This window comes from Brevundimonas vesicularis NBRC 12165 (genome assembly GCF_001592205.1).
GTDB classification, from domain to species: Bacteria; Pseudomonadota; Alphaproteobacteria; order Caulobacterales; family Caulobacteraceae; genus Brevundimonas; species Brevundimonas vesicularis.
In genome coordinates this window covers 1-14,620 of sequence record NZ_BCWM01000001.1, presented here as the reverse complement: position 1 = coordinate 14,620, position 14,620 = coordinate 1, and the positions used below count along the sequence as shown (strand labels likewise).

Sequence of the window (14,620 nt, the reverse complement as noted above, 5' to 3'; positions counted from 1 at the left end):
TCCTGGCCCGGCAGCGGGCCGAGGGTGGATGCCGAAACCCTGGCTGCGGACGCGGAGACGCGCGCCGTGGCTGCTGCATTTCACGCACGCCTTCCCCGGGGCGTGCGCCATGGGAAACACTGAATGACTGACGTCGCCCACGATCTCGCCATCAACGGTCAGATCGCTTCCGCCACCTCGTTCACCGGCAAGAAGCGCATCCGCAAATCCTTCGGGCGTATCCCCGAAGCGATCGCGATGCCGAACCTGATCGAGGTTCAGCGCGCTTCCTACGAACAGTTCCTGCAGCGCGAGGTCCGTCCGGGCGTCCGCAAGGAGCAGGGCATCGAGGCGGTCTTCAAGTCGGTGTTCCCGATCAAGGACTTCAACGAGCGCGCCATCCTGGAATACGTCTCGTACGAGTTCGAAGAGCCGAAGTACGACGTCGAGGAGTGCATTCAGCGCGACATGACCTATGCGGCGCCGCTGAAGGTCAAGCTGCGCCTGATCGTGTTCGAAACCGACGAGGAAACGGGAGCCCGTTCGGTCAAGGACATCAAGGAGCAGGACGTCTACATGGGCGACATCCCGCTCATGACGGACAAGGGCACCTTCATCGTCAACGGCACCGAGCGCGTGATCGTCTCGCAGATGCACCGTTCGCCGGGCGTCTTCTTCGACCACGACAAGGGTAAGACGCACTCGTCGGGCAAGCTGCTGTTCGCCGCCCGCGTGATCCCGTACCGCGGCTCATGGCTCGACTTCGAGTTCGACGCCAAGGACGTGGTCTATGTCCGCATCGACCGCCGCCGCAAGCTGCCCGCCACGACCTTCCTCATGGGTCTGGGCATGGACGGCGAAGAAATCCTGAAGACCTTCTACGAGACCGTGCCTTACGAGAAGCGCGGCGAGGGCTGGGTCACCCCTTACAAGGCCGAGCGCTGGCGCGGTGTTAAGCCCGAGTTTGACCTGATCGACGCCGACACCGGCGAAGTGGTCGCCCAGGCCGGTCAGAAGATCAGCGCCCGCGCCGCGAAGAAGCTGGGTGAGACGACGACCTCGCTGTCGCTGGCCGCCGACGCCCTGGTCACCAAGTATCTGGCCAATGACGCCGTCAACTTCGAGACCGGCGAAATCTTCGCCGAGGCCGGCGACGAACTGGACGCCCCGACCATCGAAGTGCTGGAGCAAAACGGCTTCACCACCATCGAAGTGCTGGACATCGACCACGTCACGGTCGGCGCCTACATGCGCAACACCCTGCGCGTGGACAAGAACGACAACCGCGAAGACGCCCTGTTCGACGTCTATCGCGTGATGCGTCCGGGCGAGCCGCCCACCCCGGAAGCCGCCGAGGCCATGTTCAACTCGCTGTTCTTCGACAGCGAACGCTACGACCTGTCGGCCGTCGGCCGGGTCAAGATGAACATGCGTCTGGAAAGCCCCGAGGTCTCTGACGAGATCCGCGTCCTGCGCAAGGAAGACGTGCTGAAGGTGCTGCAGATCCTGGTCGGCCTGAAGGACGGCCGCGGCGAGATCGACGACATCGACAACCTGGGCAACCGCCGGGTCCGTTCGGTCGGCGAGCTGCTGGAAAACCAGTACCGCGTCGGTCTGCTGCGCATGGAGCGCGCCATCAAGGAGCGCATGTCCTCGGTCGATATCGACACGGTCATGCCGCACGACCTGATCAACGCAAAGCCGGCCGCCGCCGCGGTTCGCGAGTTCTTCGGCTCGTCGCAGCTGTCGCAGTTCATGGACCAGACGAACCCGCTGTCGGAAATCACCCACAAGCGTCGTCTTTCGGCGCTTGGCCCGGGCGGTCTGACGCGTGAGCGCGCGGGCTTTGAAGTCCGCGACGTGCACCCGACCCACTACGGCCGGATCTGCCCGATCGAAACGCCGGAAGGCCCGAACATCGGCCTGATCAACTCGCTGGCCACCCATGCGCGCGTCAACAAGTACGGCTTCATCGAGAGCCCGTACCGCCGCGTGAAGGACGGCCAGGCCCAGGGCGAGGTGGTTTACATCTCGGCCATGGAAGAGTCGAAGTACACGATCGCTCAGGCCAACATTGAACTGAAGAACGGTCAGATCGTCGAGGACCTGGTTCCCGGCCGGATCAACGGTGAATCCCAGCTCTTGAACAAGGACGCCGTGGACATGATGGACGTGTCGCCGAAACAGGTCGTTTCGGTCGCCGCCGCCCTGATCCCGTTCCTGGAAAACGATGACGCCAACCGCGCGCTGATGGGCGCCAACATGCAACGTCAGGCCGTGCCTCTGGTGCAGTCGGACGCGCCGCTGGTCGGCACCGGCATGGAAGCGGTTGTAGCCGTGGACTCCGGTGCCGTCGTGGTCGCCCGTCGTGACGGCGTCGTCGAACAGATCGACGGCACCCGGATCGTCGTGCGCGCCACCGGCGACGTGGACGCCGCCCGCTCGGGCGTCGACATCTACCGCCTGTCGAAGTTCCAGCGTTCGAACCAGTCGACCTGCATCAACCAGCGCCCGATTGTGCGCGTGGGCGATCAGGTGAAGGGCGGCGACGTGATCGCCGACGGTCCGTCGACGGACCTGGGCGAACTGGCCCTGGGCCGCAACGCCCTCGTCGCCTTCATGCCCTGGAACGGCTACAACTTCGAAGACTCCATCCTGATCTCCGAGCGGATCGTGCGCGACGACGTCTTCACTTCGATCCACCTGGAAGAGTTCGAAGTCGCCGCCCGCGATACGAAGCTTGGCCCTGAGGAAATCACGCGCGACATCCCCAACGTCGGCGAGGAAGCCCTGCGCAACCTCGACGAAGCGGGCATCGTGGCCATCGGGGCCGAGGTCCAGCCGGGCGACATTCTGGTCGGCAAGGTCACGCCGAAGGGCGAAAGCCCGATGACGCCGGAAGAGAAGCTGCTGCGCGCCATCTTCGGCGAGAAGGCTTCGGACGTGCGCGACACCTCCCTGCGCCTGCCGCCCGGCGTCGCCGGCACGATCGTCGACGTTCGCGTCTTCAACCGTCACGGCGTCGACAAGGACGAGCGCGCCATGGCGATCGAACGTGCCGAGATCGAACGTCTGGGCAAGGACCGCGACGACGAGCTCAAGATCCTCGAGCGCAACGTCTATGGCCGCCTGAAGCCGCTGATCGTGGGCAAGAACGCCGTGTCGGGGCCCAAGGGCATCGGCCGTGGCGAACTGACCGACGAGAAGCTGGCCGAGGTCAGCCGTGGTCTGTGGTGGCAGATCGCCCTGGACGACGAAAAGGCCATGGGCGAGCTGGAAGCGATGAAGCGCCAGTTCGAGGACGCTCGCAAGCAACTGGACCGTCGTTTCGAAGACAAGGTCGAGAAGCTGCAGCGCGGTGACGAACTGCCCCCCGGCGTGATGAAGATGGTCAAGGTCTTCGTGGCCGTGAAGCGCAAGCTTCAGCCCGGCGACAAGATGGCCGGCCGTCACGGCAACAAGGGCGTCATCTCCAAGATCCTGCCGATCGAGGACATGCCGCACCTGGAAGACGGCACGCACGTCGACGTCGTTCTGAACCCGCTGGGCGTGCCTTCGCGCATGAACATCGGCCAGATCTTCGAAACCCACCTGGGTTGGGCCGCCGCCGGTCTGGGCAAGCAGATCTCCGGTCTGCTGGAAGCCTGGCAAGCGGGTGGTCAGAAGCAGGCGCTGATCGATCGTCTGACGCATATCTACGGCGAAGAGACCCCTCTGCCGCAGGATGAGGAAGAGCTGATCGAACTGGCGAAGAACCTGTCCAAGGGCGTGCCCTTCGCGACCCCGGTCTTCGACGGCGCGCACATCGGCGACATCGAGCGTCTGCTGGAAGAGGCGGGGCTGAACAAGTCGGCCCAGTCGATCCTGTACGACGGTCAAACCGGCGAGCAGTTCAAGCGTCCGGTCACGGTCGGCTACATCTACATGCTGAAGCTGCACCACCTGGTCGACGACAAGATCCACGCCCGCTCCATCGGCCCGTACTCGCTGGTCACCCAGCAGCCGTTGGGCGGCAAGGCGCAGTTCGGCGGTCAGCGCTTCGGGGAAATGGAGGTCTGGGCTCTGGAAGCTTACGGCGCCGCCTACACCCTGCAGGAGATGCTGACGGTCAAGTCCGACGACGTGGCCGGCCGGACCAAGGTCTACGAGGCCATCGTCCGTGGCGACGACAGCTTCGAGGCCGGCATTCCCGAGAGCTTCAACGTGCTCATCAAGGAAATGCGTTCGCTGGGTCTGAACGTGGAGCTGGGGAACAGCTGATCCGGATCACGAGCCCTCTCTCGCCACGGCGGGGGAGGGCGATCCCTCCGCTTTTCTCCGTTCTGAATAATTTTCGCGGGTCAGCCCCGCAGAAGGAATCAAGATGAACCAGGAAGTCCTGAACATCTTCAACCCGGTCCCGGTCACCCCGACCTTCGACCAGATCAAGATCGCCCTGGCCTCGCCCGAGAAGATCCGTTCGTGGTCGTTCGGCGAGATCAAGAAGCCGGAAACCATCAACTACCGCACGTTCAAGCCCGAACGTGACGGCCTGTTCTGCGCGCGTATCTTTGGCCCGACCAAGGACTACGAATGCCTGTGCGGCAAGTACAAGCGCATGAAGTACAAGGGCATTATCTGCGAGAAGTGCGGCGTCGAAGTCACCCTGGCCCGCGTTCGCCGCGAGCGCATGGGTCACATCGACCTGGCTGCGCCGGTCGCCCACATCTGGTTCCTGAAGTCGCTGCCCAGCCGCATCTCGCTGATGCTGGACATGGCGCTGAAGGACGTCGAGCGCGTCCTGTACTTCGAGAACTACATCGTCACCGAGCCGGGCCTGACCCCGCTGAAGCAGAACCAACTGCTGACGGAAGATGAGTTCTATCGCTACCAAGAAGAGTTCGGCGATGACGGCTTCACCGCCGAGATCGGCGCCGAGGCCGTCCGCAACCTGCTGATGGGCATCGACCTGAACGCGGAAGCTGAAAAGCACCGCGCCGAGCTGGCCGACAACCCCTCGGAAATGAAGGCCAAGAAGGCGTCCAAGCGCCTGAAGCTGATCGAGGCCTTCCTGGAATCGGGCAACAAGCCCGAGTGGATGATCCTGACGATCGTGCCGGTCATCCCGCCGGAACTGCGTCCGCTGGTGCCGCTGGACGGCGGTCGTTTCGCGACCTCCGACCTGAACGACCTGTATCGCCGCGTCATCAACCGCAACAACCGCCTGAAGCGCCTGATGGAACTGCGCGCGCCGGACATCATCATCCGTAACGAAAAGCGGATGCTGCAGGAGTCCGTCGACGCCCTGTTCGACAACGGCCGTCGCGGCCGCGTGATCACGGGCGCCAACAAGCGTCCGCTGAAGTCGCTGGCCGACATGCTGAAGGGCAAGCAGGGTCGCTTCCGTCAAAACCTGCTGGGCAAGCGCGTCGACTATTCGGGCCGTTCGGTCATCACCGTGGGTCCGGAACTGAAGCTGCACGAGTGCGGCCTGCCCAAGAAGATGGCGCTGGAGCTGTTCAAGCCGTTCATCTATGCGCGCCTGGACGCCAAGGGCCTGTCGGGCACCGTCAAGCAATCCAAGCGCATGGTCGAGCGCGAGCAGCCCGCCGTCTGGGACATCCTGGACGAGGTCATCCGCGAGCACCCGGTTCTGCTGAACCGCGCGCCGACGCTTCACCGCCTGGGCATCCAGGCGTTCGAGCCCAAGCTGATCGAGGGCAAGGCCATCCGCCTGCACCCGCTGGTCTGCACCGCCTTCAACGCCGACTTCGACGGCGACCAGATGGCCGTTCACGTCCCGCTGAGCCTCGAGGCCCAGCTGGAAGCGCGCGTCCTGATGATGTCGACCAACAACATCCTGTCGCCCGCCAACGGCAAGCCGATCATCGTGCCGTCGCAGGACATCGTCCTGGGCCTGTACTATCTGTCGCTGGTCAAGGACGGCGAGCCGGGTGAAGGCAAGCTGTTCGCCAACATCGGCGAGATCGACGCGGCGCTGGACGCCAAGGTCGTCACCCTGCACACGCGCATCAAGGCGCGCTGGACGGAACAGGACGCCGAAGGCAATGAGGTGACCAAGGTCATCGACACCACGCCGGGCCGAATGAAGCTGGCGGCTCTGCTGCCGCGCAACCCGAACGTCGGCTACCGCCTGCTCGAGAAGAACCTGACCAAGAAGGAAATCGGCAATCTGATCGACGTGGTCTATCGCCACTGCGGTCAGAAGGCGACGGTCATCTTCGCTGACCAGATGATGGGCCTGGGCTTCCGCGAAGCCGCCAAGGCCGGCATTTCGTTCGGCAAGGACGACATCGTGATCCCGGCCAAGAAGGTCGAGCTGGTCGCCGAGACCCGCACCCAGGTCGAGGAGTACGAGCAACAGTACGCCGACGGCCTGATCACGCGCGGCGAGAAGTACAACAAGGTGGTCGACGCCTGGTCCAAGGCCACGGACCGGATCGCCGACGCCATGATGGGCGAGATCGCGCAACCGCGCGTGCTGATCGAGGGTGAAAACCCCGACATCAACTCGGTCTTCATGATGGCCAACTCCGGCGCCCGGGGTTCGCAGGCCCAGATGAAGCAACTGGGCGGCATGCGCGGCCTGATGGCCAAGCCGTCCGGCGAGATCATCGAGACGCCGATCACCTCGAACTTCAAGGAAGGCCTGACCGTCCTTGAATACTTTAACTCCACCCATGGCGCCCGTAAGGGTCTGGCCGACACCGCGCTGAAGACCGCCAACTCGGGTTACCTGACCCGCCGTCTGGTGGACGTGGCGCAGGACTCCATCGTCACCGAGCAGGATTGCGGCTCGACGCGCGGCATCACCCTGCGTGCGGTGATGGAAGGCGGCGACGTGCTGGTCTCGCTGGGTCAGCGCATCCTGGGTCGCTATGCGGCCGAGGACATCAAGGAGCCGGGCACGGATACCGTCCTGTTCCCTGCCGACACCTATCTGGTGGAAGAAGTCGCCGAGGCCGTCGAGGCTGCGGGCGTCCAGTCGGTCAAGGTCCGTTCGGCCCTGACCTGCGAGGCCGAAGCCGGCATCTGCGCCCACTGCTACGGCCGTGACTTGGCGCGCGGCACCAACGTCAACATCGGCGAAGCGGTCGGCGTCATCGCCGCCCAGTCGATCGGCGAGCCGGGCACCCAGCTGACGATGCGGACCTTCCACATCGGCGGTACGGCTCAGGTGGCGGAAACCTCCTTCATGGAGGCGACCAACGCCGGTACGGCCAAGGTCACCGGCCCGACCGTCGTCGCGGCTCACGGCGATCTGGTGGCCATGAGCCGCAACGTCATCGTGACCGTGGTCGTCGACGGCAAGGACCGCGAGACGCACAAGGCTCCTTACGGCGCCCGCATCCGCGTCAAGGACGGCGACGAGGTCAAGAAGAACCAACGCCTGGCGGAGTGGGACCCCTACACCACCCCGATCCTGACGGAAGTCGGCGGCGTCGTGCGCTTCGAAGACCTGGTCGAAGGCCTGTCAGTCAAGGAAGAAACCGACGAAGCGACGGGCATCGCCCAGCGCGTCGTTAGCGACTGGCGCGCCAGCCCGCGCGGTTCGGACCTGCGTCCGGCCATGGGCGTCACCCTGGGCGACGCCTACGCCAAGCTGTCGTCCGGTTCGGACGCCCGCTATCTGCTGCCCGTGGGCGCGGTTCTGTCCGTGTCGAACGGCGATGAGGTCAAGCCGGGCGAGATCATCGCTCGCGTTCCGACCGAAGGCGCCAAGACCCGCGACATCACCGGCGGTCTGCCGCGCGTCGCCGAACTGTTCGAAGCTCGCCGTCCGAAGGACTGCGCGGTCATCGCCGAGATGGATGGTCGCGTCGAATTCGGCCGCGACTACAAGAACAAGCGTCGCATCAAGATCACGCCGGAGCCCAACGCCGACGGCGTGCAGGGCGAACCGGTCGAGTTCCTGATCCCGAAAGGAAAGCACATCTCCGTCCACGACGGCGATCTGATCCAGAAGGGCGACTACATCATCGACGGCAACCCGGATCCGCACGATCTGCTGCGCATCCAGGGCGTCGAGGCGCTGGCCGAGTATCTGGTGAACGAAGTGCAGGAGGTCTATCGACTGCAGGGCGTGCCGATCAACGACAAGCACATCGAGGTCATCGTGCGTCAGATGCTGCAGAAGGTGGAAGTGCTGGATTCGGGTGAAACCACCTTGATCCGCGGCGACACCGTCGAAGTCGCCGAAGCCGTTCTGGAAAACGCCAAGGTCGAGAAGCGTGGCGGCCGTCTGGCCACCACCCAGCCCGTCCTGCTGGGCATCACCAAGGCGTCGCTGCAAACCCGCAGCTTCATCTCGGCGGCGTCCTTCCAGGAGACCACTCGCGTCCTCACCGACGCCTCGGTCCACGGCAAGAAGGACATGCTGGAAGGCCTGAAGGAAAACGTCATCGTCGGCCGCCTGATCCCGGCCGGCACCGGCGCCTACCTGCGCAGCCTGCAGAAGATCGCCAACGAGCGTGATGCAGAACTGACCTCGGCCCTGGAAGAGGCGATCGAGCCGCTGCCGGCCGATCTGCAACTGGAGCTGGAGAGCAGCGAGAGCTGATCTTTCGTTTCAAAAGCGAAGACATGAAGGGGGCGGCGCCGGCGACGGCGTCGCCCTTTTTCTATGACTTGACGCGTGCTCGGATTGCGGTGAACTGAGCCAGGGTTGTGTAGAGGGCCGCCATGACGAAAGCCGACAAGGTGCTGTGGGGCCTAACGGCCGTGATTTTGTCGCTCTTCGTCGTCGTTGAAGCCAAGACGATGATGCTCAATCTCGGCGCGGCCATGCACGACGCCTATTGCCAGGATCACTGACCTCAATCTTTCCACCGCTCTATCGGGGCTGAAGCACCTGGCGTGATCGGTGCGCCGCCGGCCCGGTGGCCGTCGCGTCGGGTCTGGACGTTGCGGGTCGAGTCGGGCGCCAGCGAGGGATTCAACTGCGCGCCAGCGCAGCCTGTGCCGAAGTTCGAGCCGACGCAGTCCGCCGGGCCCACCACGCCGACGCCGCCGGACAGAGGACGACGGCCCGCCTCCCATTCAGCCAGACGCCGCGCGCCTTCGCGCGCAAAGGCGGCGTCACGTTCGGGGTTGCCCGTGCCGGTGATCGGAGCGGCGTTCATTCCGCGTCGCATGGCATCCTCGCGGCAATGGGCGCGCTCGGCGGCGTTGAGCTGTTGCGGCGTGGTGCAGCCGATCAGGCCCTGACGCAGGACACGGGACATGGCGCCGGCGCGATCGTTCGGATTGACCGTCCAGGCGCCCGGCGGCGCGGGCGCGCCTTGGGGCGTGGGCGCAGCGATGCGGGGACGCATTGGGGCAGGGCGACTGTCCGGTGCGGACGCGACCCTGTCTGTGGGAGCGACGTCGAGGCTGCCGGCGTCACGCGATGCGGACATGGCGACGGGCTCGGGCGTCTGCATCGCAGGGCGGGGCCGCTCGTTCGGCAGCAGAGGGCGTGGGCTGATGTCGATGTAGAGGGGGCGTGAATCGGGCGCGCTCGGCGGAGCGTCGATCCCCAGGGCGGTGAGAGAGAGGGTGGCGATCAGCCCTGCGTTGATGGCGACCGAGGCGGTGGCCAAGGCGACCTTGCGCCAGTCCGGACGAGTTCGTCGCGGCCATGGGCCAGGGGAGGGCGCGGAGGCTGCGGTCATTCGCGACGCTTTCTGAGATTGGGCAGGAAGCCATCTCGCGAGGAGAAGAGTTCGACCTGAATGTTCACGCCCTCGCATCCTGCCATCGGATGTGGCGTTACGCACGGCGGATCTCCGCGCGGCGGTGCGGCGCGTTGAGCCTCCCAGGCCGCCAAGCGACGTGCGCCTTGCTGAGCGAAGGCCGCGTCGCGTTCTGTATCCCCCGTGCCTCGAATGGGACGGACCGCCGCATGACCGCTCCAGCGCTCTTCGCAGCGGCGGCGGTCGTCGGGCGCTAGGCGGTGCGGGGCGTTGCATGAAGGGGAAGATAGTCTCGGCCCCGCAAAGGCGCCGTCGACCCGCCAGCGGGGGTCGATCCCGACTTCCTCTTTCGCCTGGTTCATGGACGCGAGGGGGCGCGCCGACGTCGTCAGATCGCCTCTGTTGGGCGCATCCCCTTGCGATGCCTGCGCGCGTCGGGGCGCGGCTATGGCGTCCTCAGAGGACGTGACAGACGGAGCTCTTGGCGCGTGGACCAGGGCCGGCCAGGCGTCCTCAAGATAGACGATCATCGGCGCAGGCCGCAGCGACCGCGCGCGCAGCCCCGGATCCGTCATGGATAGAAGCACGACGGCGCCCGCATTCAGCCCGACGGCTGCGGCCGCAAAGGCCGCCTTGCGCCAGCCAAGACGGCGGGGCGCCTTTGTCGGCGTCATCGCCCCAGGTCCGATGTCAAGCGCAGCCATCCTCAGTTCATGCCGAACAGGGACCGCAGCCCGGGATAGGCGCTGTCGCCCTCGCGGTAGTCGCGCCAGCGTTTCTTGACGGCGGCTTCTTTTGCAAAGCCCGCCGTCCTTTCCTCATCGCCGGAGCGCACCATCGGCGGCGATGAATCAGCGGCTGCGCTCGCCAGCGCCCGGCAAACGTGCCGGTCTTGCGTGGACCGTGCCATTTCGGGGCGGCAATCCGGTTCGCCATTGCGCGTCGCGTTCCCCGTCGGCCAGGCGGCGTCGGGTAAGTGGCTCGGTCGGACTGTCCAGCGCGGGTCATAGGCGGGCGTGGCCGGACGATCCGATGTCGGCGTCACGGTCGGCTCCGATCCCGCAGTCTCGGAATCTCGCAAGCCGACTGGCGCCCGGCGCTGGTCCTGCGCTTGCGGCGCGGGCGTGGGCGCCGGCGCCTTGCGGGCCTTGGCCCCTATGATCACGGGTTCGATCTGGATGTAGAGAGGCGAGTGTCCCGAAACCCGACGCGGCGCCGGGCGGCGGTCTTCCAACGCGATCAGCGTCAGCAAGCCTGCGTTCACCGCAAGCGAGAGCGCAATCGCCCCTGTTCTGGCCAGCCCCACCATGACCCATCCCCGGTTGGTCGTGTCGTCAAGCTGAGCGCGAAGCGTGGCGGGTTTCAGGCGAAAGGTCGCTCCATTGAAGACCGCTAGGCTTCATCGAAGCGGCTGCATTCTGGAGTGTTAACGCCTCCGCCTTGACCTTCGCGCCCATCGCGCGTAGAAGCCGCCCACTTTCGAGGCGTGGCCGGTTCGCCGGTCGCTGAGATCGTGACAATCCAACGGACGGGCTGTGCCCGCCGGAACGCCCAAAGCGCGCGTTCCGGTTTTTCTGTTTGTCGCTGTCACATCTCAGTCTCGATGACACCCGGGCGAGGGGATGGTCCCCCGTTCACAAGAAGGCGAGAGGCGCTTCGGTCGAAAGACACACGCCTCCATCAGAAGTCGAGACGAGTTTCGAATGCCTACGATCAACCAGCTGATCCGCAAGCCGCGCAAGCCCAAGCCCACCCGCAACAAGGTGCCGGCTCTGGAGGGTTCGCCCCAGCGTCGCGGCGTCTGCACCCGCGTTTACACCACGACCCCGAAGAAGCCGAACTCGGCTCTGCGTAAGGTCGCCAAGGTCCGTCTGGCCAAGAATGGCTACGAAGCCGTTTGCTACATCCCCGGCGAAGGCCACAACCTGCAAGAACACTCGGTTGTTCTGATCCGCGGCGGCCGCGTGAAGGACTTGCCCGGCGTTCGCTACCACATCCTGCGCGGCGTTCTGGATACCCAAGGCGTCAAGGACCGTAAGCAGCGTCGTTCGCACTACGGCGCCAAGCGTCCGAAGTAAGCCATTCTTCTCCGGGCCATCGCGCCCGGAGGCCTTTTCGAGATCTTCCCGGCGCTGGTCGGGCACTGCAAGGAATACCCCATGTCGCGTCGTCACCGCGCCCAGAAACGTGAAGTTCTGCCGGATCCCAAGTTCGGGGACCTGATCGTCACCAAGTTCATGAACTACGTCATGTACGAAGGTAAGAAGGCCGTCGCCGAAAACATCGTGTACGGCGCCTTCGACATCCTGGCCGAGAAGAAGAAGGACCAAGAGCCGGTCGCGACCTTCCACGCCGCTCTGGACAACGTCTCCCCGTCGGTCGAAGTGCGCTCGCGTCGCGTCGGCGGCGCCACCTATCAGGTGCCCGTCGAAGTCCGTCCGGACCGTCGCCGCGCCCTGGCGATCCGCTGGCTGGTGAACGCTGCGCGCAAGCGTGGCGAGAACACCATGACCGAGAAGCTGGCCGCCGAACTGCTGGACGCCTCGAACAACCGCGGCACCGCGGTCAAGAAGCGTGAAGACACCCACAAGATGGCCGAAGCCAACCGCGCCTTCAGCCACTATCGCTGGTAACGCCTTCAAAGCGTCATCTACGCTGACTATCTAAGGGTTTCCGGCGCGGGCGGTTTAAGTTAAATCGCCCGCGCTCGCTTATCCGAACACCGACATCCTTCCGAGGGCGCACCTGAGCGTCCTGAAATTTTCAAGGCACGCTTTCATGGCCCGCACTCACAAGCTCGAGGACTACCGCAACTTCGGCATCATGGCCCACATCGACGCGGGCAAGACGACGACGACCGAGCGGATCCTGTATTACACCGGTAAATCCCACAAGATCGGCGAAGTCCACGACGGCGCTGCGACCATGGACTGGATGGACCAGGAGCAGGAGCGCGGCATCACCATCACGTCCGCCGCGACGACCGCCTTCTGGCAGGGCAAGCGCCTGAACATCATCGACACCCCCGGCCACGTGGACTTCACCATTGAGGTCGAACGTTCGCTGCGCGTCCTCGACGGCGCCGTGACCGTGCTGGACGGCAACGCCGGCGTCGAGCCGCAGACGGAAACCGTCTGGCGCCAGGCCGACAAGTACAAGGTGCCGCGCATCGTCTACGTCAACAAGATGGACAAGATCGGCGCCGACTTCGACGCCTCGGTCGAGTCGATCCGCGACCGTCTGGGCGCCAAGGCCGTGCCGATCCAGTTCCCGATCGGCGCTGAGTCCTCGCTGTCGGGTCTGGTCGATCTGGTCCGCATGACCGGCGTGGTCTGGGACAACGACGGCCTGGGCGCTTCCTACAAGGACGTGCCGATCCCCGACGACCTGATGGACAAGGCGATCGCTGCTCGTCAGTACCTGATCGACAACGCCGTCGAGCTGGACGACGAGGCGATGGAAGCTTACCTCGAGGGCAACGAGCCCGACGAAGCCACCATCAAGAAGTGCATCCGTAAGGCCGTTCTGACCGGCGCCTTCTATCCGATCCTGTGCGGCTCGGCCTTCAAGAACAAGGGCGTGCAGACGCTGCTGGACGCCGTCGTCGACTACCTGCCGTCGCCGCTGGACATCCCGCCGACCCCGGGCATCGACTTCAAGACCGAAGAGCCCGTCGTGCGTAAGGCTTCGGACGAAGAGCCCCTGTCGGTCCTGGCCTTCAAGATCATGGACGACCCCTTCGTCGGCTCGCTGACCTTCTGCCGCCTGTACTCGGGCAAGATGGAAACCGGTCAGTCGCTGCTGAACTCCAGCCGCGACAAGAAAGAGCGCGTCGGCCGGATGCTGCAGATGCACTCCAACAACCGTGAAGACGTCAAGGAAGCCTACGCCGGCGACATCGTCGCCCTGGCCGGCCTGAAGGAAACCCGCACGGGCGACACCCTGTGCGACCCGATCAAGTCGCCCGTCATCTTGGAGAAGATGGAGTTCCCGGCGCCGGTCATCGAGATCTCGGTCGAGCCCAAGACCAAGGGCGACCAGGAGAAGCTGGGCGTCGCCCTGGCCAAGCTAGCCTCGGAAGATCCTTCCTTCACCGTCTCGACCGACCACGAGTCGGGCCAGACGATCCTGAAGGGCATGGGCGAGCTGCACCTGGACATCAAGATCGACATCCTGAAGCGCACCTACAAGGTCGAGGCCAACATCGGCGCGCCGCAGGTCGCCTATCGTGAATCGCTGGGCCGCAAGGTCGACATCGACTACACGCACAAGAAGCAGACCGGCGGTACGGGCCAGTTCGCCCGCGTCATGATCACCTTCGAACCCGGCGAGCCGGGCTCGGGCTTCGTGTTCGAGAACTCGATCGTCGGCGGCGCGGTGCCGAAGGAATACATCCCCGGCGTCGAAAAGGGCCTGAACTCGGCCAAGGACAACGGCCTGCTGGCCGGCTTCCCGCTGATCGACTTCAAGGCGACGCTGACGGACGGCAAGTTCCACGATGTCGACTCCAGCGTGCTGGCGTTCGAAATCGCTTCGCGCGCCGCCTTCCGTGAACTGAAGGAAAAGGGTTCGCCCAAGCTGCTCGAGCCGATCATGGCGGTGGAAGTCGTGACCCCCGAGGAATACCTCGGCTCGGTCATCGGCGACCTGAACGGCCGTCGCGGCATGATCCAGGGTCAGGACATGCGCGGCAACGCCACCGTCGTGAACGCCTTCGTGCCGCTGGCCAACATGTTCGGCTATGTGAACACGCTGCGCGGCATGTCGCAGGGCCGCGCTCAGTTCACCATGCAATACGACCACTACGAGCCGGTGCCGCAACACGTCGCCGACGAAGTGATCAAGAAGTACGCCTAAGCTTTCCCTTTTCGGAAAGCCCGCCTATATGCGCCCGGACCGTAAGGACCGGGCGTCCTTAACCCCCAAACTGCAGGAACCCCGGTTCGGGGACCTTAGGAGCTAGAAAA

Annotated in this window: 9 protein-coding genes; 6 read left to right on the top strand and 3 right to left on the bottom strand. The window is 64.8% G+C overall.

Annotated elements, in window-relative coordinates:
- Positions 1-123: 123 nt before the first annotated feature.
- The 3 genes from rpoB (at position 124) to BVE01S_RS17330 (ending at position 8,793) form a co-directional block, all read left to right on the top strand.
- Positions 124-4,239, top strand: coding sequence for a DNA-directed RNA polymerase subunit beta (gene rpoB / locus BVE01S_RS00040; protein WP_066551888.1), 4,116 nt, complete (start codon positions 124-126; stop codon positions 4,237-4,239).
- Between the two features lie 103 nt (positions 4,240-4,342).
- Complete coding sequence (gene rpoC / locus BVE01S_RS00035) at positions 4,343-8,539, top strand: DNA-directed RNA polymerase subunit beta' (protein ID WP_055754901.1); 4,197 nt, start codon at positions 4,343-4,345, stop codon at positions 8,537-8,539.
- 122 nt (positions 8,540-8,661) lie between these two features.
- Positions 8,662-8,793: a hypothetical protein gene (locus BVE01S_RS17330; RefSeq protein ID WP_255353850.1), complete on the top strand. Its 132-nt coding sequence runs from the start codon at positions 8,662-8,664 to the stop codon at positions 8,791-8,793.
- 2 nt (positions 8,794-8,795) lie between these two features.
- On the opposite strand, the gene BVE01S_RS00030 is transcribed toward BVE01S_RS17330, so the two are convergent.
- From BVE01S_RS00030 to BVE01S_RS00020, 3 genes are read right to left on the bottom strand one after another with little or no spacing between them, the layout of a single operon-like run.
- Positions 8,796-9,632, bottom strand: coding sequence for a hypothetical protein (locus BVE01S_RS00030; protein WP_146112047.1), 837 nt, complete (start codon positions 9,630-9,632; stop codon positions 8,796-8,798).
- Positions 9,629-10,327, bottom strand: coding sequence for a hypothetical protein (locus tag BVE01S_RS00025; RefSeq protein WP_146112048.1), 699 nt, complete (start codon positions 10,325-10,327; stop codon positions 9,629-9,631). The genes BVE01S_RS00030 and BVE01S_RS00025 overlap by 4 nt, the downstream gene beginning before the upstream one ends.
- Before the next feature lie 32 nt (positions 10,328-10,359).
- The gene (locus tag BVE01S_RS00020; protein ID WP_066622738.1) at positions 10,360-10,905 is read right to left on the bottom strand and encodes a hypothetical protein; all 546 of its coding nucleotides are present in this window, start codon (positions 10,903-10,905) and stop codon (positions 10,360-10,362) included.
- Between the two features lie 451 nt (positions 10,906-11,356).
- Here BVE01S_RS00020 and rpsL point away from each other — a divergent pair, with 451 nt between their 5' ends.
- The 3 genes from rpsL (at position 11,357) to fusA (ending at position 14,510) form a co-directional block, all read left to right on the top strand.
- A complete protein-coding gene (gene rpsL / locus BVE01S_RS00015) occupies positions 11,357-11,731 on the top strand; it encodes a 30S ribosomal protein S12 (RefSeq protein ID WP_008260482.1) in 375 nt (124 codons plus the stop codon).
- A gap of 81 nt (positions 11,732-11,812) precedes the next feature.
- Positions 11,813-12,286 (top strand): 30S ribosomal protein S7, encoded by a 474-nt coding sequence (gene rpsG, locus BVE01S_RS00010; RefSeq protein WP_055754905.1) that lies wholly within the window; start codon positions 11,813-11,815, stop codon positions 12,284-12,286.
- Between the two features lie 145 nt (positions 12,287-12,431).
- A complete protein-coding gene (gene fusA, locus BVE01S_RS00005) occupies positions 12,432-14,510 on the top strand; it encodes an elongation factor G (protein ID WP_066622735.1) in 2,079 nt (692 codons plus the stop codon).
- Positions 14,511-14,620 lie beyond the last annotated feature (110 nt).

What these genes read in the sequence shown, in the direction of transcription:
- rpsL (WP_008260482.1), top strand. Translation starts at nt 11,357, where the DNA reads ATGCCTACGATCAACCAGCTGATCCGCAAGCCGCGCAAGCCCAAGCCC.
- rpoC (WP_055754901.1), top strand. Translation starts at nt 4,343, where the DNA reads ATGAACCAGGAAGTCCTGAACATCTTCAACCCGGTCCCGGTCACCCCG.
- BVE01S_RS17330 (WP_255353850.1), top strand. Translation starts at nt 8,662, where the DNA reads ATGACGAAAGCCGACAAGGTGCTGTGGGGCCTAACGGCCGTGATTTTG.
- fusA (WP_066622735.1), top strand. Translation starts at nt 12,432, where the DNA reads ATGGCCCGCACTCACAAGCTCGAGGACTACCGCAACTTCGGCATCATG.
- rpoB (WP_066551888.1), top strand. Translation starts at nt 124, where the DNA reads ATGACTGACGTCGCCCACGATCTCGCCATCAACGGTCAGATCGCTTCC.
- BVE01S_RS00030 (WP_146112047.1), bottom strand. Translation starts at nt 9,632, where the DNA reads ATGACCGCAGCCTCCGCGCCCTCCCCTGGCCCATGGCCGCGACGAACT.
- rpsG (WP_055754905.1), top strand. Translation starts at nt 11,813, where the DNA reads ATGTCGCGTCGTCACCGCGCCCAGAAACGTGAAGTTCTGCCGGATCCC.
- BVE01S_RS00025 (WP_146112048.1), bottom strand. Translation starts at nt 10,327, where the DNA reads ATGACGCCGACAAAGGCGCCCCGCCGTCTTGGCTGGCGCAAGGCGGCC.